Origin of the sequence: Streptomyces sp. NPDC029526, assembly GCF_040637405.1 — a bacterium.
Classification (GTDB): Bacteria; Actinomycetota; Actinomycetes; order Streptomycetales; family Streptomycetaceae; genus Streptomyces.
Genome location: NZ_JBEZWE010000010.1, coordinates 193,985 through 215,479, shown reverse-complemented (window position 1 = coordinate 215,479; position 21,495 = coordinate 193,985). Strand labels below are relative to the sequence as shown.

General features: G+C 75.1%; 17 protein-coding genes and 2 pseudogenes. 5 read left to right on the top strand and 14 right to left on the bottom strand.

From position 1 onward, the window contains the following. Positions 1–10: 10 nt before the first annotated feature. The 7 genes and pseudogenes from AB0F01_RS21770 to AB0F01_RS21740 all read right to left on the bottom strand — a co-directional run bounded on the left by AB0F01_RS21770 (position 11) and on the right by AB0F01_RS21740 (position 9,314). A complete protein-coding gene (locus tag AB0F01_RS21770) occupies positions 11–688 on the bottom strand; it encodes an AIM24 family protein (protein WP_362098150.1) in 678 nt (225 codons plus the stop codon). Between the two features lie 78 nt (positions 689–766). Continuing rightward, positions 767–2,041, bottom strand: coding sequence for a serine hydrolase domain-containing protein (locus tag AB0F01_RS21765; RefSeq protein ID WP_362098147.1), 1,275 nt, complete (start codon positions 2,039–2,041; stop codon positions 767–769). A 117-nt stretch (positions 2,042–2,158) separates the two neighbouring features. Further along, the gene (locus tag AB0F01_RS21760) at positions 2,159–5,152 is read right to left on the bottom strand and encodes an AAA family ATPase (protein ID WP_362098144.1); all 2,994 of its coding nucleotides are present in this window, start codon (positions 5,150–5,152) and stop codon (positions 2,159–2,161) included. 153 nt (positions 5,153–5,305) lie between these two features. Further along, positions 5,306–5,656, bottom strand: a complete 351-nt coding sequence (locus AB0F01_RS21755; protein ID WP_362098137.1) for a UBP-type zinc finger domain-containing protein — start codon at positions 5,654–5,656, stop codon at positions 5,306–5,308. Continuing rightward, the gene (locus AB0F01_RS21750) at positions 5,653–7,170 is read right to left on the bottom strand and encodes an ATP-binding protein (RefSeq protein ID WP_362098134.1); all 1,518 of its coding nucleotides are present in this window, start codon (positions 7,168–7,170) and stop codon (positions 5,653–5,655) included. Before AB0F01_RS21750 ends, AB0F01_RS21755 begins: the two co-directional genes overlap by 4 nt. Beyond that, positions 7,167–8,836 (bottom strand): annotated as a pseudogene (locus AB0F01_RS21745) (FAD-dependent oxidoreductase). The gene AB0F01_RS21750 and the pseudogene AB0F01_RS21745 overlap by 4 nt, the downstream one beginning before the upstream one ends. Positions 8,837–8,939: 103 nt before the next feature. Beyond that, entirely contained in the window at positions 8,940–9,314 is a 375-nt protein-coding gene (locus AB0F01_RS21740) for a VOC family protein (RefSeq protein ID WP_362098131.1), read from the bottom strand. A gap of 89 nt (positions 9,315–9,403) precedes the next feature. Between AB0F01_RS21740 and AB0F01_RS21735 the strand changes: the two genes are divergently transcribed. Continuing rightward, positions 9,404–10,276, top strand: a complete 873-nt coding sequence (locus tag AB0F01_RS21735; protein ID WP_362098129.1) for a universal stress protein — start codon at positions 9,404–9,406, stop codon at positions 10,274–10,276. Between the two features lie 48 nt (positions 10,277–10,324). On the opposite strand, the gene AB0F01_RS21730 is transcribed toward AB0F01_RS21735, so the two are convergent. From AB0F01_RS21730 to AB0F01_RS21720, 3 genes are all read right to left on the bottom strand, one after another. Then, entirely contained in the window at positions 10,325–11,575 is a 1,251-nt protein-coding gene (locus AB0F01_RS21730) for a DUF4032 domain-containing protein (protein WP_362098126.1), read from the bottom strand. A 237-nt stretch (positions 11,576–11,812) separates the two neighbouring features. Continuing rightward, positions 11,813–13,078: an acyltransferase gene (locus tag AB0F01_RS21725; RefSeq protein WP_362098123.1), complete on the bottom strand. Its 1,266-nt coding sequence runs from the start codon at positions 13,076–13,078 to the stop codon at positions 11,813–11,815. 78 nt (positions 13,079–13,156) lie between these two features. Further along, complete coding sequence (locus AB0F01_RS21720; protein WP_362098120.1) at positions 13,157–13,804, bottom strand: alpha-ketoglutarate-dependent dioxygenase AlkB; 648 nt, start codon at positions 13,802–13,804, stop codon at positions 13,157–13,159. Positions 13,805–13,947: 143 nt separating this feature from the next. Here AB0F01_RS21720 and AB0F01_RS21715 point away from each other — a divergent pair, with 143 nt between their 5' ends. Next, positions 13,948–14,664, top strand: a complete 717-nt coding sequence (locus tag AB0F01_RS21715) for a TetR/AcrR family transcriptional regulator (protein WP_362098117.1) — start codon at positions 13,948–13,950, stop codon at positions 14,662–14,664. Then, a complete protein-coding gene (locus AB0F01_RS21710; RefSeq protein ID WP_362098114.1) occupies positions 14,601–16,274 on the top strand; it encodes an FAD-binding dehydrogenase in 1,674 nt (557 codons plus the stop codon). The genes AB0F01_RS21715 and AB0F01_RS21710 overlap by 64 nt, the downstream gene beginning before the upstream one ends. A gap of 48 nt (positions 16,275–16,322) precedes the next feature. On the opposite strand, the gene AB0F01_RS21705 is transcribed toward AB0F01_RS21710, so the two are convergent. The 3 genes from AB0F01_RS21705 to AB0F01_RS21695 form a co-directional block, all read right to left on the bottom strand. Beyond that, a complete protein-coding gene (locus tag AB0F01_RS21705; protein WP_362098111.1) occupies positions 16,323–16,673 on the bottom strand; it encodes a DUF488 family protein in 351 nt (116 codons plus the stop codon). A 234-nt stretch (positions 16,674–16,907) separates the two neighbouring features. Continuing rightward, positions 16,908–17,156, bottom strand: a complete 249-nt coding sequence (locus AB0F01_RS21700; RefSeq protein WP_362098215.1) for a WhiB family transcriptional regulator — start codon at positions 17,154–17,156, stop codon at positions 16,908–16,910. 102 nt (positions 17,157–17,258) lie between these two features. Further along, positions 17,259–18,479, bottom strand: coding sequence for a saccharopine dehydrogenase C-terminal domain-containing protein (locus AB0F01_RS21695; protein WP_362098108.1), 1,221 nt, complete (start codon positions 18,477–18,479; stop codon positions 17,259–17,261). Between the two features lie 170 nt (positions 18,480–18,649). Here AB0F01_RS21695 and AB0F01_RS21690 point away from each other — a divergent pair. Continuing rightward, a pseudogene (locus tag AB0F01_RS21690) lies at positions 18,650–19,330 on the top strand (TetR/AcrR family transcriptional regulator); the annotation flags it as partial. Between the two features lie 304 nt (positions 19,331–19,634). Here the strand turns inward: AB0F01_RS21690 and AB0F01_RS21685 are convergent. Then, positions 19,635–20,543: a LysR family transcriptional regulator ArgP gene (locus AB0F01_RS21685; protein WP_362098105.1), complete on the bottom strand. Its 909-nt coding sequence runs from the start codon at positions 20,541–20,543 to the stop codon at positions 19,635–19,637. Between the two features lie 160 nt (positions 20,544–20,703). Between AB0F01_RS21685 and AB0F01_RS21680 the strand changes: the two genes are divergently transcribed. Next, positions 20,704–21,321, top strand: coding sequence for a LysE/ArgO family amino acid transporter (locus AB0F01_RS21680; RefSeq protein WP_362098103.1), 618 nt, complete (start codon positions 20,704–20,706; stop codon positions 21,319–21,321). Positions 21,322–21,495: the final 174 nt, after the last annotated feature.

Sequence of the window (21,495 nt, the reverse complement as noted above, 5' to 3'; positions counted from 1 at the left end):
GCCGCTCCCCTCAGTGCTGCTGCGGCTTGTGCGGGGTCGCCTCGCTGGGCCGCACCACGACGTACCCCTCACCCTGGAGCACCAGCTGGACCGCCTCGCCCGAGCCCCCGCGGAGCATCGACCCCAACGACTGCGACCGGTTCAGCGAGGTGGCCAGCCCCGCCGTCCACCCCACGACGGCGTCGGTGTCGACGTGCACCGGCTGCTGCGGCGAGACCGGGATGACCAGGGGATTGCCGTCACACACCAGCCCCAGCCGGCCGTACCCGGTGAACACGCTGTTGAACAGGCCGCCGCCGGTGATACCGGCGCCCTTCACCGTGCTGATCCGATACGCCAGGGTGGGGTCGAAGCACAGCACGTTGCGGCCGTTGACGGTGAACTCGTCACCGGGCTCGACGTCGACGATGAAGCAGTTCTGCGCCTCCTGCGCGAACCACGCCTCGCCCTGCCCGCGCACCGCCATCAGCGGCAGCCCCTCACCGGTCACGGCCCGCTTCAGCATGCCGCCCACGCCCTGGCCCTTGCGTTCGAACTGCAGGCTGCCGCGGTAGGCGACCATCGCACCCTGCCGGGCGAGCATCTCCCCGTTGACCACGTACCGGATGCACTTCGCGTTCTCGACGGTCATGCCCGGGGCCGTGGCGGGCTGCACCATGTGCCGGCTGGAAAAGAGATCACCCTTCATGGCGTCATCCTCACCCGGACACCCGCCCTCCGCCAAGAAACGGGAGGGGCCGTCCGCCCCCGGCGGAACCGCCCGCCCTCAGTGCCGGGCCACCTGCGGCGCCACGTCCTCGTGCACCGGGACGGACGGCGCGGCGGCGCGGGCGGCCGAGCGCCCGCAGAACGCGGCGTCCAGCGTCCGCAGCATCGTGCCCATCACCTTCGCGTTGTTCGAGGTGGTGGCCAGCGCCGTGAGGGAACGCCGCCCGTCCTTCGACGTGAACGCGTAGGAGTAGTAGCCCTGGACGGCACCGGTGTGCCCGTACACCGACACCCCGCACGACAGGTCGCGGCGCCGCAGCCCCAGCCCGTACGCCTGCCCGGTGCCCGCCGGCACCCAGCGCCGCATCTCCCGCAGGGCCGCGGCCGAGACCAGCCGCCCCGACATCAGCGCCGTGAGGAACGTGTTGACGTCCCGCGTGGTGGAGATGACGGCGCCCGCGCTCTGCGCCCAGGACACCGTCTGCTCGGTGGCGTCGACGAGCGCCCCGCCGGCCGCGTCCGGGGTGAGGTAGCCGCGGGTGTGGCGGCCCGGGAGCGCGGTGCCCGGATGCACGTAGAACGTGTCGCGCAGTCCCAGGGGTCCGACGATCCGCTCCCGGTACTCGGTCGCCAGGGACCGGCCCGTCACCGTGCGGATCAGCATCCCCGCGACGACGAAGTTGGTGTTCGAGTAGCGGTAGGCGCCGCCCGGCGCCGTGGTCCGCGGGTGCTGCAGCGACCTGCGCACCAGCGCGCGCAGGGTGAACACCTTCGTACGCACCGCCTCGAAACCGGGCACCGTCCGGGCGAACATGTCGTTGGTGTAGTCGTACAACCCACTGCGGTGGCTCAGGACGTGACGGACCGTGATGCGGTCGTCGGGCAGCAGCCCCGGCAGATGGCGGTTGACGGGGGAGTCCAGCTCCAGCCGCCCCTCGTCGACCAGTTGCAGCAGCACCACGGCGGTCATCACCTTGGTCACGCTGCCGATGCGGAAGCGGTCCGCGTCGGTGAGGGCCCGCCCCGTCGCGCGGTCCGCCACACCGGTGGCCGCCCGCAGCACCGTGCCGTGGTCGTCGATCCGCGCCATCGCCCCCGGCGCGCCCTGCGTCCGGGCCGTCCCCAGCAGCTTCTCCAGACCGGCCAGATCGGGCGCGTCGAGCGCCGGGGTCGCTGCGTCGAGCGTCGGGGCCGACGCAGGGGCCGCTGCGTCGAGCGCCGGGGCCGACGCCGGGGCCGCCCCGCCGGCGGCGTGCGCCGGAACCGTCAGGAGGGACAGGGCGGCCACCGCCGCCACCGCACCCGTACGCATCGTCGCCGCTGTCGAGACCATCCGCCGCCGCTCCGCTTCTGCCGCACCGTCAACCGGGCCCGGACGACGCAAGGTCACCCCATGGTCACCTAGCGTCGCCGATCGCCACAGTATGGCGACGCGACGCGGCGGAAACGGTCAGGCGGACGTGGGGCGTCGGGGCGTGTCGGCCACCCGGCCCGGCCCGTCGGACTCCGGGCCGACCAGCCCCTCCCGATAGGCGATCGCCACCGCCTCGGTACGGCCCGCCGCGCCCAGTTTGCCGAGGATGTTCGACACGTGGACGCTCGCCGTCTTGCCGCTGATGAACAGCTCCTCGCCGATCTGCCGGTTGCTGCGCCCCCGGGCGAGCAGCCGCAGCACCTCCCGCTCGCGCGCGGTCAGCACACCGGCCCGCCCCGCCCCGGACGGCCTGTCGAGCCCACCGCGCGCCGCCAGCGCCTCCGCCCGCTCCACCAGTGGTACGGCACCCAGCCGAACGGCCGCCTCGCGCACGGCGGCGACCTCGGCCGTCGCCTCCTCCCGCCGCCCGGCGGTCAGCAGGGCCTCGGCGTACCGCAGCCGGGACCGCTCCCGCTCGTACACGTCCCCGACGGCGAACGCGGCCACCGCCCGCTCCCACGCGGCGGTCTCCGGCCCCGACACCGCCCGGCGCCACTCGGCCTCCGCCCGGGCCAGCCACGCCTGGCCCTCGCTGCCCTGCGGCATGCCGTCCTCGCTGTGCGCGGCCGACGCCCGGGCCCGCGCCACCAGGTCGTCGGCGGTCCCGGCCCACCGGCGGACGCCGGCCTCGTCACCGGCCGCACGCCGCTCGGCCGCCGCGTCGGCGACCGCCCCCAGAGCGAGGGCCGCCAGCCGCACCGTGACGTCCGGCTGCGCCCCCGACGCGTCGGTGAGGGCGGTGAGCGTGCCGTCCATCCACCGCACGGCCTCCTCCGGGTCTCCCCGCAGCGCGGCCGCGTCGGTCAGCAGGATCCCCGCCACCAGCGTCGCCATCCAGTCGAACGGCCCGTCCAGCGTGGCCCGGACCCGCTCCACGACCGAGAAGTCGCCCCGCGCCAGCGCCACGTACAGCGCGGGCGCGACCGCGTACCCGCCCAGCGGTGGAAGCACCCGGGCATCGGCCTCCGCGGCCTCCACGCACGCGTCCCAGCGGCCCGTCCCGTACAGCACCAGCAGCCGCAGGTACCGCATCGCCAGCGGATACGGCGACGCCAGCAGCCCGGCGCGGCGGGCCCGGTCCAGGCCCTCCGTCAGCAGGGGCAGGCACGCCTCCAGCTCCCCGGCCTCGTGGGCGCCCATGGCCAGGTTGTACAGGGCCCGCAGCTCCACCGCCGCGTTGCCGGCCTCCCGGGCCAGCTTCCTCGCCCGGGTGAGGCGTTCGCGCCCTTCGGGGGAGTGGCGGCTGAACTCCTCCAGACCGACCACCGAGATCAGCAGGTCGGCCTGCGCGTCGGCCATGCCCAGCCGTTCGGCCGCCGCCAGCGCCCGGTGGGCCACCGACAGGGCCGTGTCGTTCTCCCCGACCTGCCGCGCGGTCATGACGTGCGTGGCCGCCGCCCACACCCAGGTCGGCGACGCCGGTTCCGCGGGGATCATCGCCAGCGCCTCGCTGCTGTGCGCGAAGGCCGCCGCCAGGCTGTCGACCCGCAGCAGGTTCCCGGCCAGTGTGTACCGCACCCGCGCGGCGAGCTCCAGGTCGGCGTCCCGCCCGAGGTCCGCCAGCGCGGACCGGGTGAGGGCGACCGCGCGGTGCAGTTCACCGGCGTGCGCCGCCGCGGCCGACGCCCGCAGGGTCAGCGCCACCGGATCGGCCACCGTGCCCTCGGGCAGCCCTTCCGCGCCCACCGCGGGCCACAGGTCCAGGGCGGTCTCCAGGTGCCGCAGCTCCTCGGCGGGCGCGCCGAGCCGCTGGGCGTGGTCGGCGGCCTCCAGCGACGCGGCGAGCGCCCGCGCCGGGTCGTGGCTCTCCCGGTGGTGGTGCGCCCGCTCCGCCGCCGTCTCCCCCCGCGGCCCGCGTTCGGCCAGCAGCCGGGCGAACGCCCCGTGCAGCCGCGCCCGTTCGCCCGGCAGCAGGTCCGCGTAGACCGCCTCCCGGGCCAGGGCGTGCCGGAAGGAGTACGTGCCGCCCTCCCCGGCGACCAGCAGCTGCCGTCCCACGGCCTCCCGCAGGGCCGGCTCCAGCTCGTCCTCGGGCAGCCCGACCGCCTCGCGCAGCACCTCGTGGTGCACCCGGCGTCCGGCGACGGCCGCGGTGCGCAGCACCTGCTGCGCGGTCTCCGACAGCTGCTCCACCCGGATCAGGAGGACGTCGGCGAGGCCGCTGGGCACCCCGGCGGCGGGGGTGCCGGCGGCGGCGACCAGTTCCTCGGCGTAGAAGGCGTTGCCCTCCGCGCGCTCCACGATCCGGCGGACCGTGGCGTCCGGCAGGGGCCGCGCCTCCAGCGCCCGCACCAGCCGGGCCACGTCGGCGTCGGGCAGCGGTCGCAGCTCCAGCCGCTCCACCACGGGCAGCCGCACCAGCTCCGCCAGCACCGGCCGCAGCGGATGCCGCCGGTGCAGGTCGTCCGCCCGGTACGAGGCACAGACCGCCAGCCGGGGCGCGGGCGACCCCACCGCCGGGCCCTGCAGCACCCCGCGGCCCAGCAGGAAACGGAGCAGGTCGCGCGAGGACTGGTCGGCCCAGTGCAGGTCCTCCAGCACCAGCAGCAGCGGCGCGACGTCCGCGATCTCGGCGAGCAGCTCGGCCACGCCCTCGAACAGCCGCAGCCGGGCGTCCGCGTCCCGCACCGCGTCGGTGCCGCCGCCCAGCAGCCGGCCGACCGCCTCGCGGCCCGCGACGACGGCCGCGAACCGCTCGTCGGCGGCCAACCGCCCCAGCACCTCGGTGAACGGCAGGTACGGCAGGCCCACGTCGCCCAGGTCCACGCAGTGCCCGGTGACCACCGTCATCCCGTCCGCGGCGGCCCGCACGGCGACCTCGTCCAGCAGCCGGGTCTTGCCCACCCCGGCGTCCCCGGCGAGCAGCACGGCACGCGCCTGGCCGCGCCGGGCGCCTTCCAGCACCCCGGCGAGACGGGCGAGTTCGTCGTCCCGGCCGACGAGCGGACCGGCGAAGGAGGTCGGTGACACGCCCCCATCCTGGCACGGGGCAGCGGCCCCGGGGCGGGGCCGGGCAGAGGGCCGGGCAGAGGGCCGGGCAGCGGGGTGCGGCAGGTCGGGGGTGTGGCCGGGCGGTCCGGTCTGTCGGGTCCGGGGCGGGGGTCGTATAGCGGGTGCGGCAGGTCAGTGGTGCAGCCGGGCGGTCCAGTCCGCGGGGACCCGGCCCGCCGGTCCGGGGGCGGGTTGCGCGGCCGGGTGGCTGTCCGGCGGGGCGAGGGCCGGGCCGGACTCGTACAGCTCCTCGGTGGTGTAGTCGAAGAACCAGTCCTCACCCGGCTCGTAGCTGTGCACCAGCGGGTGCCCGCTGGCGCGGTAGTGCGCCGTGGCGTGCTGCCCGGGCGAGCTGTCGCAGCAGCCGACGTGGCCGCACGCGGCGCACCGCCGCAGGTGGAACCACCAGCCGCCGGTGGCCTCGCAGTCGGCGCATCCGGGGCCGCTGGGCGGGACGGAGGGGTCGACGGGGACGCTGGTCATGCCTGCTCCTCGGGGGGCTCGGGGAACTCGGGGGGACTCGCAGGGGTCGGGGTGTCGGGGGACCCGGAGGTCTCGTCGTCGGGGGACGGGGCGGTGAGCGGCAGCAGCACCTGGAAGCGCGTGTCACCGGGCCGGGAGTCGAACCGCAGCACGCCGTGGTGCTTGCCCGCCACGATCCGCCACGAGATGTCCAGGCCGAGCCCGGTGCCCTCACCCACCGGTTTCGTGGTGAAGAAGGGGTCGAAGACGCGGTCGCGGATGTCCTCGGGGATGCCGGTGCCCGTGTCGCGGAACTCCACCAGCAGCCGCCCCGCCTCCCGCGCGGTGCGCACGGTCAGGGTGCCCCGGCCGCCCGCCGCGTCCATCGCGGCGACCGCGTTGTCCACGAGGTTCGTCCACACCTGGTTCAGCTCCGCCGGATAGGCGGGGATCCTCGGCAGGGTGCGGTCGTAGTCCCGGACGACCTCGATGTGCTGCCCGGTCTTGGCGGACAGCATCACCAGCGTGCTGTCCAGGAGTTCGTGCACGTCGACGACCTGGAAGGGCGCCCGGTCGAGCTGCGCGTACTGCTTGGCCGCGTCGACGAGGTGCGAGACGCGTTTCGCCGCGTCCTCGATCTCGCCCATCAACAGCTCGGTCTCGACCGTGTAGTTGAGCCAGCCCACCGCGCCCGGCAGCAGATCCTCGTCCACGACGGTGGCGACCCCGTCCAGCCAGTCCGGGTCCAACCCGGCCTGCACGAAGGTGGGGGCGATGCGCCAGCCCTCGGGCACCCCGTGGTCGTCGAGCCAGTCGGCGAGCGCGTCCTCGCGGTCCGCCGCCTCCAGCGGGCTCAGGGCGGGCGCCTTCGCGACGCGTTCGGCGGTGCGCTCCTGGATGTCGATGAGGTTGCCCAGGGTCTCCGGCTCGTACGTGCCGGTGGAGATCACCCGCAGCTTGTGCCGCATCCGGCCCACCCGCTCGCGCAGCGAGGCGGTGGCCCGCACGGCCGCCGCCGCGGGGTTGTTCAGCTCGTGGGTCAGACCGGCGGACAGCGAGCCGAGCGCCAGCAGCCGTTCGCGCTGCCCGATGGCCCGCTGGGTGCTCTTGGACCCGAAGAACAGTCCTTCCAGCAGGTGGACGGCCATCGGGAACCACTCCCGCATGACGGCCGCGAACGTGTCCGCGGGCAGCACGAAGAACCGCGACGGCTCCGTCACCCGCATCGTGTTGGTGTACACCTGCGGCACCCGGTCGCCCAGGTAGGCCTGCATCGCCCCCGCGTACACCCCGCGCTGGGACGTGCGGTTGACCTCGACGTCCTGGCCGCCGACCCGGCGCGACAGCACGACCGTGCCCTCCAGCATCACGTAGAAGCAGGTCGCGGGCTCGCCCTCGCCGTAGACCGGGCCGGGCCCGAACCACTCCACCCGCCCCTCGTCGCACAGCCGGCCGAGCTGTTCGGGGGTGAGCCGCTCGAACAGGAACAGCGAGCCGATCTCCCGCGGGCTGCACGGCCCCGGCACGCCGTTCACGACTGCTCCAGGTAGCGGTGGACGAGCATCACGGCCATGGCTCCCTCGCCGACGGCGGACGCGACCCGCTTCGCGGACTCGGCGCGCGCGTCCCCCGCCACGAACACGCCGGGCACGCTGGTCTCCAGGTGGTAGGGCGGCCGGTCCAGCTCCCACTCGTCCGGTGGCCGCCCGTCCGCGGTCAGGTCGGGACCGGCGAGCAGGAAGCCCCTCCCGTCCCGCCGCACCGTGCCGTCGAGCCAGCCGGTCAGCTCCGATGAACACGAACAGCCAGTGCGCGTCCACCCGTTCACCCGCGCCGGTCCGCGTGTCGCGCAGCGTCAGGTGCTCCAGGTGCCCGTCGCCGTGCGCGGCGGCGACCTCGGTGCCGGTGCGCACCGAGATGTTCGCCGTCCGCTCGATCTGCCGGATCAGGTAGTACGACATCGACGCGGACAGGTCCGGCCCGCGCACCAGCAGCGTCACCGACTCGGCGCCCCGGGCCAGGTGCATCGCCGCCTGCCCGGCCGAGTTGGCGCCGCCCACGATGTACACGTCCTCGCCCCGGCAGGCCGCCGCCTCCGTGAGCGCCGACCCGTAGTACACACCGCGGCCGGTCAGGTCCGCGCAGCCGGGGACCGACAGCCGCCGGTAGGACACCCCGGTCGCCAGGATCACGCTGTGCGCGGCGACCGCCGAACCGTCCGAGAACCGCACGACCCGGGCGGAGCCGCACACCTCCAGCCCCGTCACCTCCCGCGCGGTCAGGATCTCCGCCCCGAAGCGGGTCGCCTGCCGGCGCGCCCGGTCGGTGAGCTGCGCCCCGGACACCCCGTCCGGGAAGCCGAGGTAGTTCTCGATGCGGGAGCTCTGTCCCGCCTGGCCGCCCGTCGCCGACCGCTCCACCAGCACGGTGCGCAGCCCCTCCGAGGCGCCGTAGACGGCCGCGCCCAGCCCCGCCGGGCCGCCGCCGATCACCACCAGGTCGTAGAAGTCGGCTTCAGGGGTGGTCGCCAGGCCCACCCGGGCCGCCAGGTCCACGGGTTCGGGCTCCACCAGCGGCGTGCCGTCCGGGACGATCACCACGGGCAGCCGCGTGCCGTCCTCGCCCGCGGCGGTCAGCAGCCGGCGGCCCTCGGGCTGGTCGGAGGAGTACCAGCGGTAGGGCACCTGGTTGCGGGCCAGGAACTCGCGCACGTCCGAGGACCGCGCCGACCAGCGGTGCCCCACCACCTTGGTGCTGGGCACCGGCCGGTGGTCGCCGGCCCGCCAGGCGGCGAGCAGGTCGTCGACGACCGGGTAGAGCTTCTCCTCCGGGGGGGTCCCAGGGCTTGAGCAGGTAGTGGTCGAGGTCGACCACGTTGATCGCGTCGATCGCCGCGCCGGTGTCCGCGTACGCCGTCAGCAGCACCCGGCGGGCGCCCGGATGGATGTCGAGGGCCTGCTCCAGGAACTCGATGCCGTTCATCCGTGGCATCCGGTAGTCGGCGAGGAGCACGGCCACCGGGTCCCCGCGCAGCTTCAGCTCGCGCAGCGCGTCCAGGGCGGCCTCGCCCGACTCGGCGCGGACGATCCGGTACGCGGCGCCGTAGTGCCGCCTGAGGTCCCGCGCCACGGCACGGGAGACCCCCGGGTCGTCGTCCACGGTCAGGATGACGGTGCGCGCCGCGTCGGTGGCCTCTGCCATGGGTCCCCCACATCGCGTGGTCGGGTCCGGCACGGCGGCCCCCGCTGCGACGTCGGTCACCGCGCCGACCCAGCCCATCGTAGGGGCCCCCGCGCGGGTCCGCTCAGCCTGCGCCGGGCTCCCGGCCGGAGCGGGGGGCGAGCACGCAGAACTCGTTGCCCTCGGGGTCGGCGAGCACCACCCAGGGCTCCTCGCCGCTCTGGCCGACGTCGGCGTGCCGGGCGCCCAGGGCGAGCAGCCGGTCCACCTCCGCGTCCCGGTCGTCCGGCCGGAAGTCGAGGTGGAGGCGGTTCTTGACCGTCTTGCGTCCCGGGTCCGCGCCGAACAGCAGCCCCGGCAGCCGGTCCGGCGCCGGACGGATCTCCAGCTCGTCGGCCGACTCGTCCACCACCACCCAGCCGAGCGCCTCGGCCCACCAGCGCCCGAGGGCGTGCGGATCGGCCGCGTCCACCACCACCTGATCCCACTGCAAACCCATCCGCACAGCGTAGGGAAGACTGGGGCCCGCGCGGGGGACAGACCGGCCCGCCGCGCGCAGACGCATCAGGGAATCGAGGAGGGGGCCGCATGACGCGCCCGATCACGGCAGGGGTCGACGGAACCGGGGAGAGCCTCGCCGCACTGAACTGGGCGGCGCGCGAGGCGGTCCGCCGGGGGCTGCCGCTGCGGGTGGTGCACGCCTGGCGGTTCCAGGCGTACGACACGGTCGACGCGGGGGACGCCGCCACCCAGGAGCGGTGGGTGCGCGAGTCCGTGGCGGAGGCCGTGCGCGAGGTGACCGGGCGGCACCCCGGCCTCGACGTGAGCGGCGACGCCCTGGAGGGGGACGCCGTCGACACCCTGGTCGAGGTGGCCGCGGACGCGGAGATGCTGGTGCTGGGCTCGCGCGGGCACGGGCGCATCATGGGCTTCCTGGTCGGCTCGGTCGGCCAGCAGGTCATCGTCGACGCGCCGAGCCCGGTCGTGCTGGTCCGGGCGGAGGACCGTCCCTCGGGCGAGGTCGCCGGGCGGGAGGTCGTCGTCGGCCAGCAGGGCGACCCGGAGGACAGCGCCGCCGCCCTGGGCTTCGCCTTCCGCACCGCCGCCGCGCGCGGCGCCACGGTCCGGGCCGTGCGGGCCTGGACGCTTCCGCCGGTGTTCGCCTACAGCCCCGGTGCGCTGCGCCTGATGGACGAGGCGGGCGGGCTGGAGCCGTACGAGCGGAACGCGCTGGCGGTGGCGCTCGCCCCGTGGCGCGAGCGCCACCCGGACGTGCACGTCGTCGAGCACGTGGAGATGGGCAGTGCCGGGCAGGTGCTGCTGTCGGTGGCCGGCAGTGCCCAGCTGATGGTCGTCGGCCGGCGCGCCCGCCGCACCGCCGTCGGTGCCCGGATCGGTTCGGTCGCGCACGGCGTGCTGCACCACGCGGACTGCCCGGTGGCCGTGGTGCCGCAGGTCTGAGGGGCTCCGGGAGCGGGCCCGTCCGGCCCGCTCCCGGCCGCCCGGCACTCAGTCGCCGGGAGGTCCCGGCACCGACCGGGTGCGGGGCAGGATGTTCTCGATGTAGTCGGCGACGGCCGTGTCCAGGCCGATGTCGTGCTGGGCCCGCTCCGACAGGTACCAGCGGTGCTCCAGCAGCTCGTGGTAGATCTCCGCCGGGTCCATCCCGCCCCGCAGCTCCGGCGGGACGGCCCGCACGGTCGGGCGGAACACGTCGCGCACCCAGCGGTGGGCGAGGACCTCGGTGCGGGCGCCGCCGCCGTTCGACCGGTCCCCGCCGGTCTCCGGGGCGTAGTCGTCCTGGGTCGCCATCCAGCTCTCCAGGTCGCTCAGCAGCCGTCGCGCCTGGTTCTCCTCGGCGTCCAGCCCGGTCAGGCGCAGCAGCTGGCGCGGATGGTGCCCGGCGTCGACCACCTTGGGCACGAAGGTGACGGAGTCCCCGAGCGGGGAGTGCTCGATCTGCATCTCGGCCACGTCGAAGCCGAGCGCGTTCAGCCGCCGGATGCGGCGTTCGATGTAGTGGTACTTGCCCGCCGGGTACACCGACGTGCGGGTCAGCTCCTGCCACAGGCCCTCGTAGCGGGCGCAGATCTCCGAGCCGAACTCGACCGGGTCGACGGAGGGGTGCAGCGCCCCGGACGCCTCCAGGTCCATCAGCTCGCCGCTGATGTTGACCCGGGCCAGCTCCAGGTCGTAGGAGCGCTGCCCGGAGGTCAGCTCCGGGTGCAGGTCGCCGGTCTCCGCGTCGACGAGATAGGCGGCGTAGGCGCCCGCGTCCCGCCGGAACAGGGTGTTGGACAGCGAGCAGTCGCCCCAGGCGAACCCGGCGAGGTGCAGCCGCACCAGCAGCACGGCCAGCGCGTCCATCAGCCGGTGCATGGTCGCCGGGCGCAGCGTCGTCTCGAACAGCGACCGGTACGGCAGCGAGCCGGCCAGGTGCCGGGTGACCAGGACGGACTCCAGCGGCTCCCCGGCGGCGTCGGTGCGGCCGGTGACCACGGCGAGCGGGTCGACCGCCGGGATGTCGATCCGGTCCAGGTCGCGCAGCAGCCCGTACTCGCGCTGGGCGGGGCGCTCGGCCAGCTCCTTGACGGCGACCACCTCGTCACCGGCGCGGGCGTAGCGCACCACGTGCCGGGAGATGCCGCGCGGCAGCGGCACCAGGTACTCCTCGGGCCACTCCTCCAGGGGGAGGTGCCACGGCAGTTCCAGCAGCAGCGCGGGGTGCTCCGGCTTGGTGGCGTTGATCTGCAGGGCCATGGGTCGCGCGTCGTCCTCTCGCGGTGGTCGTGCTGTCAGCCTATGGGGCCTGCTCGCGGGTGCTCAGGGCCGTACACCACGGGCTCGCGGTGTGCGGGCCGGTGTCCGGGCGGCAGCAGGTCGCCGTCCGGGTCCGCCGGGACGCCGGGGCGCCGGGGGAGGCCACCGCGGCTGCCCGGTCGTGATCCGTGGTTCCTGGTTCGTGGTTCCTGGTCCCTGGTCGAACATACCGGCAGATCAGGATGCCGGGCTGCGGGCGGGCGGCGCGGGGGAGGGGGGACGCATCCCGAACAGGAACCGGGTGGGGCGGCTGCGGCGCACCCCGGCCTCGTACAGGAGGAGGGTCACCGCGAGCGAGCCGGTCACGATGACCGTGTACTCCACGGCGATCGGCGCCCGCCATCCGGTCACCCCGTAGGCGAGGGCGACGACCACCGGCTGGTGCAGGACGTACAGGGGGAGGGCGGCGACGGCGAGGTACCCGAGGAGGGCGGCCCGGCGGGAGGCGGCGGGCCGCCCGCCGTCCGGCACGTCGGCGGCGGCCCGTTCCGTGGGCCCGTCCGGGGAACCGCCGGAGCGTGCGCGGGGCCGGTCGAGCAGGCCCAGGATGGCCAGCACCCAGCACCAGCCCGCCGCGCCGAACAGGGCCCGGGTGGTCACGGCGGCCGGGGTCCAGGCGGTGAACGGGTCGTCGCCCGCGAGGAATCCGGGTGCCGTCCCGGCGAACAGGGCCAGGCCGAGCAGCCCGGCCGGCAGCCGTGCGCGACGGGTCGCGGCCCGGACCTGCCCGTCGTCGGCGAGGGCGAAGCCGTACAGGAGGAACAGCAGGTAGGCCCAGCGGTTCCAGCCGGCGAAGCCCTCCTCCATGCCGAGCAGCGCGTTGACCGCGGCCAGGGGCAGCGCGGGCAGCAGGAGCAGCGCCGGCCGGCGGCGCAGCGCGGGCACCGCGCGGCCGGCCGCGTCGGCGAGCCGCCCGGCGACCGGGGCGAGCAGCAGGCTGAAGGCGAGCAGCAGGACGACGAACCACAGGTGCCCGGTCTCGAAGTGCTCCCCGTCCAGCACGAAGGGGAAGTCCGCGAGGTCCGGGCGCACGCTGAGGAACCGGAGCCAGAACTCCCCGTACGACAGGCCGTCGGCGCTCCCGGCGGCGCGCAGCCGCAGCCACTGCGGGAGGGGGCACAGGACGAGGGTGCCGAAGACGAGGGGGACGCCGAGGCGCAGCAGGCGTTCCCGGGCGAACCCGCGCGGCCCGCGGCGGCGGATCGAGTGCCGTGCGCCCAGCCCCGCGACGAGGAACAGCATCGGCATCGCCCACACCACGCCGAACCCGGCGAGCACGGTCACGGCACCGGTGGTCTCGGCGTTCTTGACGTAGAAGTCGTCGTCGGGGGAGAAGACCAGGGCGGCGTGGAAGAAGACCAGGCCGACGACGACCAGGGCCCGCAGCACGTCCAGTTCGCCGCGCCGTCCGGTGCCCTCCCGCTGCCCGGGGTCCGCGCCCATGGTCCCTCCCCGCACGGTGTGCGCACCAGTGTGGGGGAGCGCGGCGGGGGAGGACAGGCTTCCGGCGCGTGCGGTACGTCAGTTGACCCCGCGCGGGCGGAACTGGACGCTGATGCGCGGCCCGGTGGCGCGGGTGCTCTTGGGCACCGCGTGCTCCCAGGTGCGCTGGCAGGAGCCGCCCATCACGATCAGGTCGCCGTGTCCGAGCGGACGGCGCACCGTCCGGCCGCCGCCCACCGGCCGCAGCAGCAGGTCGCGGGGGGTGCCCACGGAGAGGATCGCCACCATGGTGTCCTCGCGGGCGCCCCGCCCGATGCGGTCGCCGTGCCAGGCGACGCTGTCCCGGCCGTCGCGGTAGCAGCAGAGCCCGGCGGTGGCGAACGGCTCGCCCAGTTCGTCGGCGTAGTACCGGCCGAGGGCGTCCCGCGCCTCCTCGAGCACGGGGTGCGGCAGCGGGTCGCCGACGCCGTAGTACGACAGCAGCCGGGGCACGTCCACGGTCCGGTCGTACATCCGGCGGCGCTCGGCCCGCCAGGGCACCTCGGCGGCCAGCCGCGCGAACAGCGCGTCGGAGCCGTGGAGCCAGCCCGGCAGCACGTCGATCCAGGCGCCGTGGCCCAGTTCGGTGCGGCGCACCCCGTCCAGCGGGCCGAGCCGCACCTCGTCCGTCTGGTCGAAGAGCGAGCCCTGGAGGGCCTGGAGCGCTTCGGGGTGGTGCGTGGTCATGGCCACAGCGTACGCCTAATCGAAAAGGTGTTCTAGTCGGTGGGGCGGCCTCCGGTGGTCCGTGCGAAGTCACGGGTCCGGGGGTCTTCGGATACACCGCCGTATCGGATACGTTCTCGTATCGAACGCGGGGGGAGGCGAGCATGACGACACCGGGCACGGACGGCCCGGCCACCGGGCGCCGCGCGCGCACGCGGGCCCGGCTCCTCGCCGCCGCCTTCGCCGTGTTCGCCGACAAGGGCTTCGGGCGGGTCTCCATCGAGGAGATCTGCGCGGCGGCCGGCTACACCAGGGGCGCCTTCTACTCCAACTTCACCACCCTCGACGAGCTGTTCTTCGCGCTCTACCGCGAGCGGGCCGGCCTCATCGCCGACCAGATCACCGAGGCCCTCGCCCAGGACGGACCCGGCCTCGACGTGCCGGCCGCCGTGGAGCGGGTCACCGAGGTGCTGCTGCTCGACCGGGACTGGCTGCTGGTGAAGACCGACTTCCTGGTGCACGCGGCCCGCCGTCCCGAGGTGGCGCGCGGCCTGCTGGAGCACCGGGACCGGCTGCGCCGGGCCATCGCGGACCGGCTCCGCCGCGCCCGCACCCCGCTGCCCGCCGTGCTCGGCGACGCCGACGGCGCCGCGCACGCCGTGGTCGCCGCCTACGACGGCGTCACCACCCGGCTGCTGCTGGACCGGGACACGGCGGGCGCCCGCACCTGGCTGGGACAACTGCTGACCGCGCTGCTCACCGACGGCAGCGCCGAGCCGGCCGCGCAGCGGCCCGGACCAAGGAAGGGACGGTCGCCATGGACGCCGACGTCATCGTCGTCGGAGCAGGACTCGCGGGCCTCGTCGCGGCCCACGAACTGACCAGCAGGGGACGCCGGGTCGCCCTCGTCGACCAGGAGAACGCCGCCAACCTCGGCGGACAGGCCTTCTGGTCCTTCGGCGGGCTGTTCCTGGTCGACTCGCCCGAACAGCGGCGCCTGCGCATCAAGGACTCCTTCGACCTCGCCTGGAGCGACTGGCGGGGCAGCGCGGGCTTCGACCGGCTCGACGACGAGGACAGCTGGGCGGTCCGCTGGGCACGGGCGTACGTGGAGTGGGCGGCGGGCGAGAAGAGGTCCTGGCTGAACGGCCACGGCATCACCTTCCTGCCGACCGTGGGCTGGGCCGAACGCGGCGACCTGCGCGCCGACGGCCACGGCAACACCGTCCCCCGCTTCCACATCGCCTGGGGCACCGGCACCGGCGTCGTCGACCCCTTCGTCCGCTCCGCCCGACAGGCCGCGCGCGACGGGCTGCTCACCTTCCACCACCGCCACCGCGTCGACGACCTGGTCATGACGGACGGCCGGGCCCACGGCGTGCGCGGCACGGTGCTGGCACCCGACGACTCGCCCCGGGGCGTCGCCTCCAGCCGCGAGGCGGCCGGCGAGTTCGAACTCACCGCCCAGGCCGTGATCGTCACCAGCGGCGGCATCGGCGCCGACCACGACATCGTCCGCCGGTACTGGCCCGAGCGGCTCGGCACCCCGCCCCGCGAGATGGTCACCGGCGTCCCCGCCTACGTCGACGGGCGGATGCTCGACATCACCGCCCGGGCGGGCGCCCGGCTGGTCAACCGCGACCGCATGTGGCACTACACCGAAGGCGTACGGAACTGGGACCCGATCTGGCCGGGGCACGGCATCCGCATCCTGCCCGGCCCCTCCTCCGTGTGGTTCGACGCCCTCGGCCGCCGGCTGCCCGCGCCCTGCCTGCCCGGCTACGACACCCTGGGCACGCTCCGGCACCTGCGCACCACCGAGGACATCGCCGGGTACGACCACTCCTGGTTCGTGCTCACCCAGAAGATCATCGAGAAGGAGTTCGCGCTGTCGGGCTCCGAACAGAACCCGGACATCACGGCCAAGGACCGCGCCGCCTTCCTGCGCGAGCGGGTGCTGGGCAAGGGGGCGCCCGGACCGGTCGACGCCTTCCTGCGCCGGGGCGCCGACTTCGTGTCCGCCCCGACCGTGGAGCAGCTGGTCGAGAAGATGAACGCGCTCACCGACGAGCCGCTGCTCGACGCGGCCCGGATACGCCGCCAGATCGAGGCCAGGGACCTGCAGATCGGCCACTCCTACGCCAAGGACGCCCAGGTGCAGGGCATCCGCAACGCCCGCCGCTACCTCGGCGACCGCCTCGGCCGGGTGGCGTCCCCGCACCGCATCCTGGACCCGTCGGCGGGCCCGCTGATCGGCGTCAAGCTGCACGTCCTGACCCGCAAGACCCTCGGCGGCATCCAGACCGACCTCGACTCCCGCGCCCTCGGCGCGGACGGCCGCCCCGTCGACGGCCTGTACGCGGCCGGCGAGGTGGCCGGCTTCGGCGGCGGCGGGGTCCACGGGTACAACGCCCTGGAGGGCACGTTCCTCGGCGGCTGCCTCTTCTCGGGCCGGGCGGCGGGACGCGCCGCCGCCGACCGGACCGCCTGAGCCGCCGGGCGGGTCCGGGGGAACGTACGGCCCCCGGCCCGCCCGCGGTCAGTCCTCCAGCAGCCGCAGCAGGACCTCGGCGTGGCTGCGCTCCGGGGCCTTCGACGCGGTCAGCAGCGTCACGTCCCCCTCCCGCGCCAACTGCCGTAGCCGGTCCAGGAGTCCGGCGGCCCCGGGAGCGGCCAGCTCCGCCTCGTACCGTGCCCGGAACTCCTCGTACGGCCGCTCCTCGGCGTGGTACCAGCGGCGCAGCTCCGTCGACGGGGTCAGCTCCTTGGGCCACTCGTCCACCCGGGCCGCGTCCTTGGCCAGCCCTCGCGGCCACAGCCGGTCGACGAGGACCCGGACCCCGTCCTCCGGCTCGGGCGGCTCGTAGACCCGCCGCACCCGCACGGTCATGCTCGGGCCCCTTTCCGATCGGGTCAGGTGTCCTGCGAGCGTACTGCCGTGCCCGGTGGCGGGCACGGCGGCGGGCGCGCGGCTCCCTCCTCGGTGGGCCCCGGCTCTGACGGACGTCCGACGGGCTTCTGACGGGCTTCTGACGGGCGGGGTCCGGCCCTGGAGGTCGGCCGCGGCGCGCCGGGCCCTTCGGGAGTCACCGCGCCGGCCGGGACGCCGGCCGTGCGCGCCGTGTCAGCCGGACGTCCGCCGCGCAGCGCGCCGCTTCAGGGCACGCCGCTCGTTCTCGCCCGTTCCGCCCCACACGCCGAGGGTCTGACCGCTCTCCAGCGCCCAGTCCAGGCACTGCTGTTGGACGGGGCAGCGCCGGCACACCGCCTTGGCCTGCTCGGTCTGCAACAGGGCCGGGCCGGACGTGCCGATCGGGAAGAAGAGGTCGGGGTCCTCGGTCCGGCAGGCCGCGCGATTCCGCCAGTTGTCCATGTCGAGAGTCACCTGCGATCGCAGTAGATCCGCACCCTGGGATGCCTTACCGGATTTCGGGTGACCTGTCGCCGCCGGGCGAAACCGCGGCGGCGCACACACTCACTGCTCGCGCAGACCCCAGGGGGAGCCGTAGTCGTTCAGCAGGTCCAGGAACGGACGGGCCGGGAACGCCTCGGGGCCGAGCACCCCGCTCCCCGACCAGGCACCCGTGGCGAGGAGTTCGAGGGCGACCACCGGATTGACGGCGGTCTGCCACACCACGGCCTGGCTGCCGTACTCCGCCATGGACCACTGGTTGTCGACGACGTGGTAGAGGTACACCTCGCGCGGCTTCCCGTCCCGGACCCCGCGCACCCAGGTCCCGGCGCACGTCTTGCCGTGCATCCGCTCGCCCAGCGTCGCGGGGTCGGGCAGGCAGGCGGCCACCACGTCCCGCGGCGAGACCGCCACCGGTCCGTCCGGGCCCGGCACGGTCACCGGCTCGGTGCTGTCCAGGCCCAGCCGGTGGAGGGTCCTGAGGGTGTCGATGAACTCGCGGCCCAGGCCGTACTTGAAGGTCACCCGCTGCGTGTCCACCCAGCGGGGAACGAGCAGCACCTCCTCGTGCTCGACGTTCACGCACTCCACCGGCCCGATGCCCTCGGGGAAGTCGAACACCTCGGGCTCGCTGAACGGCTCGGTGGTGTACCAGCCTCGGCCGGCCTCGTGGACGACCGGCGGATTGAGGCATTCCTCGATGGTGGTCCAGATGTTGAAGGACGGGGCGAAGTCGTAGCCGTCGACGGTGAGGTTCGCGCCGTCCCGGATGCCGATCTCGTCGATCCGGTCGAAGAGTTCGTCGGCCGCGTACCGGGCGAACACGTCGGACAGCCCGGGCTCCACCCCCATGCCGACCAGGGCGAGCGCGCCGGCCCGCTCCCACTCCTCCGCCAGCGCGAACTGCTCGTCGCCCAGCTTGACCCCGCACTCCTCGTACGGCCGCTCGGGATGCGGCCGGGACAGCGACATCGCCATGTCGACATAGGTGGCCCGGGCGTCCAGCGCGGCACGGAACAGCGGCATCACGAACCGCGGGTCGGTGGCGTTGAGCAGCACGTCGCACGCGTGCTCCCGCAGCAGGGCAGCCACCTGCGCCTGGTCGCCGGCGTCGACCCGCTCGGCACGGAACCGGCCGCCCTCCTCGCCGAGCGCCGCCACGGCGGCCTCCGCGCGGGCCGGGTCGTAGTCGGCGACGACCATCCGCTCGAAGAACGGCCGCCGGGCGGCCACCCGGGTGATGGCCGTTCCCACCCCACCCGCTCCCACCAGCAGTACACGCATGACGAACACTCCCTTTCCGTGACGTATCAGGACGATACGAGGAGCTCCTGTGAGGCAGATACAACGCCTCGCGGCGACGTAAGGTCAATTGCGTTGGCATAAGGAGGTCCTCGTACCGGACGCGGGCCGCGGACGCCCGCCCGGTGCCGGGACGGGGGAAGGAGCCGGACATGGCCAAGCGGGTGGTTCCGGAGGAGAAGCGCCGTCGCCGCCGGCCGACCCGGAGCGGCCGGGTGCTGTCCGAGACGCTGATCGTCGAGACCGCGTTGCGCCTGCTGCGCGAGCACGGGAGTACCGGTCTGACGGCCCGGCGGCTCGGCCTCGCCCTGGACTGCGACCCGAGCACGCTGTACCGGTACTTCCGCGGCATGGACGACCTGACGCTCGCCCTCGGGGACGCGCTCGTCGGACGCGCGCTGGGCGGCTGGCGGCCCACGGGCCGGTGGCGCGCCGACCTGCGCGCCCTCGGGCTGCGCATCCACGAGGTCTACCTCTCCCACCCGCAGGCCGCGGTGCTCACCGCCGGCCGGGTCTCCGGCCGCGCCCACGAACTCGCCGCCGACGAGGCCGTACTGGACATCCTGCGCTCGGCGGGCTTCTCCCCGGCGGAGACGGTCCGCGTCTACCACGCGTTCATCGACACCACCCTGGGCTTCGCCGCACTGGACGCCGCGTCCCTGGCCCTGCCCGGCGACGCCCGGCGCGCCGACGAGGACATGTGGCAGTCGACCTACGCCCGGCTGCCCGCCGCCACCCATCCCCGCATCGCCGAGGTGGCTCCGCTGCTGGCCGCCCGCATGGTCACCAGCGCGTATCCGACGGCACTGGACATGCTGCTGGACAGCGCGGCCGGCCGCCTCCGCCCGCCCGGCGGGCCGGACGCGGGTCCGGGGGAGGCGGGTGCTCCGGACGGTGGGCCGGGGGTCGGTCCGAGGGAGGCGGGTGCTCCGGACGGCGGGCCGGGGGTCGGTCCGAGGGAGGCGGGTGCTCCGGACGGCGGGCCGGGGGTCGGTCCCAGGCAGGCGGGTGCTTCGGACGGCGGGTCGGGCGCGGAGTCGGCGGAGGTGTCCGGGGCGCCGGGCGGACATCCGTCCGGACCCGGGTCCGTCCCGGGGCGCCGAGAACCGTCCGGCCCGGGCCGGACGGCCGGTCCCGTCAGGGACGCAGTTCCTCCGCTGCCGTCGCGGTGACCGCCTCGGCCAGCGCGGCCAGGGCCGGGGAGTCCAGCTTCCACTGCTGCCAGTACAGGGACACGTCCACCTGGAGCTGCGAGGCGAAGCGGACGACCCGCCCGGCGCGCAGCAGGGGGACGGCCTGCGCCTCGGGGACCATGCCCCACCCCAGTCCCGCCGCGACGGCGTCGGCGTACCCCTCCGAGGTCGGGATCCAGTGCCGGTCGGCGCTCGCTCCCGAGCGTCCGCGGGTGACCCGCCGGACGAAACCGTCCTGGAGGTCGTCCAGGCGGTCGAAGACGATCACGGGCGCCGCGGGCAGCACCTCGCGCAGCGGCCCGTCGAGGTGCCGCGCGGTGAAGTCCGGGTGGGCGACGGGTAGGTAGCGCATCCGCCCCAGGTGCCGGACCGAACAGCCCGGGACCGGCTCCGGTGAGGAGGTCACCGCGGCCATCACCGTGCCCTCCCGCAGCAGTGCGGCCGTGTGGCCCTCGTCCTCCCGGCGCAGCTCGAAGCAGATCCGCGCCTCGGGCGGCACCCGGCCGAGGGCGGGCAGGAACCAGCTCGCCAGGGAGTCCGCGTTGACCGCCACCGGTACCCGCGTGGCGCGGCCGGTGCCGCTCAGGCCCAGTTCGGCGTGCGCGTCCCGCTCCAGCAGCCCCACCTGCCGGGCCAGCCGCACCAGCACCTGGCCGGACTCCGTCGGCCGCACCGGTTTGGAGCGCAGCAGCAGGACCCGCCCGGTGCGCTGTTCCAACGCCTTGACCCGCTGGCTGACCGCGGAGGGCGTCACGTGCAGCACGGCTGCGGCTGCTTCGAAGGTCCCCTCGTCCACCACGGCGAGCAGGGTCCTGACCTGGTCCAGCGGCAGCTCCGACGCGGGGGAGGGCACGGCCCCGCCCCCGCCGGCGGTCGCGGGACCGGTCGCGGGACCGGTGGAGGGGGCGGTCGCGGAGGAAACCGGTGGTGAGGGCTCTGACATCACGGTGTCTAAGGGTACGTAAGAATCCTTAGGTGTACTGCACACACCCCTCGCGACTAGCTTCTTTCCCATGACCAGCAGCCTGACCACCGCCGCCGCCGGCTTCGGCACCGGCCTGTCCCTGATCGTGGCCATCGGCGCCCAGAACGCCTTCGTGCTGCGTCAGGGGGTCCGCCGCCACGCCGTCCTCGCCGTCGTCGGCATCTGCGCCCTCTCCGACGCGGCCCTGATCACCCTGGGCGTGGCGGGCATCGGCGCGGTGGTGGTCGCGTGGCCGGGGGCCCTGACGGCGGTGGGCTGGATCGGCGGGCTGTTCCTGCTCGGCTACGGCGCCCTGGCGGCGCGCCGGGTCGTCCGGCCGGAGGCGGAGGGGCTGCGCACGGAGGGGGAGGCGGCCGGCTCGCGCCGCCGGGCGGTGCTCACCTGCCTCGCGCTGACCTGGCTCAACCCCCACGTGTACCTGGACACCGTGTTCCTGCTGGGCTCGGTGGCCGCCGATCACGGTCCGCTGCGCTGGACCTTCGGCCTGGGTGCCGTGCTGGCCAGTGTCTGCTGGTTCGCCGCGCTGGGCTTCGGCGCCCGGCTGCTGAGCCGCTTCCTCACACGTCCCGCGGCCTGGCGGGTGCTGGACGGCCTGGTCGCCGCGACCATGATCGTCCTGGGGGTGAGCCTGCTGGCCGGCGCCTGACGGAGCCGAACGACCGGACCGTCGCCCGTCGCCGTAGCCCGTCGCCCGTTGGCCGTCGGGCCACCATGGCACCAGCGGCGCACGGCCCGCCCGCCGGCGCGATGGCCATGGCGGGCAGCCCGTCGGGAGCGCCGTCGCCGGGGCCGTACCGCGCGCATCCCGTCGGCGGGCCGT

What these genes read in the sequence shown, in the direction of transcription:
- AB0F01_RS21770 (WP_362098150.1), bottom strand. Translation starts at nt 688, where the DNA reads ATGAAGGGTGATCTCTTTTCCAGCCGGCACATGGTGCAGCCCGCCACG.
- AB0F01_RS21765 (WP_362098147.1), bottom strand. Translation starts at nt 2,041, where the DNA reads ATGGTCTCGACAGCGGCGACGATGCGTACGGGTGCGGTGGCGGCGGTG.
- AB0F01_RS21755 (WP_362098137.1), bottom strand. Translation starts at nt 5,656, where the DNA reads ATGACCAGCGTCCCCGTCGACCCCTCCGTCCCGCCCAGCGGCCCCGGA.
- AB0F01_RS21740 (WP_362098131.1), bottom strand. Translation starts at nt 9,314, where the DNA reads ATGGGTTTGCAGTGGGATCAGGTGGTGGTGGACGCGGCCGATCCGCAC.
- AB0F01_RS21735 (WP_362098129.1), top strand. Translation starts at nt 9,404, where the DNA reads ATGACGCGCCCGATCACGGCAGGGGTCGACGGAACCGGGGAGAGCCTC.
- AB0F01_RS21730 (WP_362098126.1), bottom strand. Translation starts at nt 11,575, where the DNA reads ATGGCCCTGCAGATCAACGCCACCAAGCCGGAGCACCCCGCGCTGCTG.
- AB0F01_RS21725 (WP_362098123.1), bottom strand. Translation starts at nt 13,078, where the DNA reads ATGGGCGCGGACCCCGGGCAGCGGGAGGGCACCGGACGGCGCGGCGAA.
- AB0F01_RS21720 (WP_362098120.1), bottom strand. Translation starts at nt 13,804, where the DNA reads ATGACCACGCACCACCCCGAAGCGCTCCAGGCCCTCCAGGGCTCGCTC.
- AB0F01_RS21715 (WP_362098117.1), top strand. Translation starts at nt 13,948, where the DNA reads ATGACGACACCGGGCACGGACGGCCCGGCCACCGGGCGCCGCGCGCGC.
- AB0F01_RS21710 (WP_362098114.1), top strand. Translation starts at nt 14,601, where the DNA reads ATGGACGCCGACGTCATCGTCGTCGGAGCAGGACTCGCGGGCCTCGTC.
- AB0F01_RS21705 (WP_362098111.1), bottom strand. Translation starts at nt 16,673, where the DNA reads ATGACCGTGCGGGTGCGGCGGGTCTACGAGCCGCCCGAGCCGGAGGAC.
- AB0F01_RS21700 (WP_362098215.1), bottom strand. Translation starts at nt 17,156, where the DNA reads ATGGACAACTGGCGGAATCGCGCGGCCTGCCGGACCGAGGACCCCGAC.
- AB0F01_RS21695 (WP_362098108.1), bottom strand. Translation starts at nt 18,479, where the DNA reads ATGCGTGTACTGCTGGTGGGAGCGGGTGGGGTGGGAACGGCCATCACC.
- AB0F01_RS21680 (WP_362098103.1), top strand. Translation starts at nt 20,704, where the DNA reads ATGACCAGCAGCCTGACCACCGCCGCCGCCGGCTTCGGCACCGGCCTG.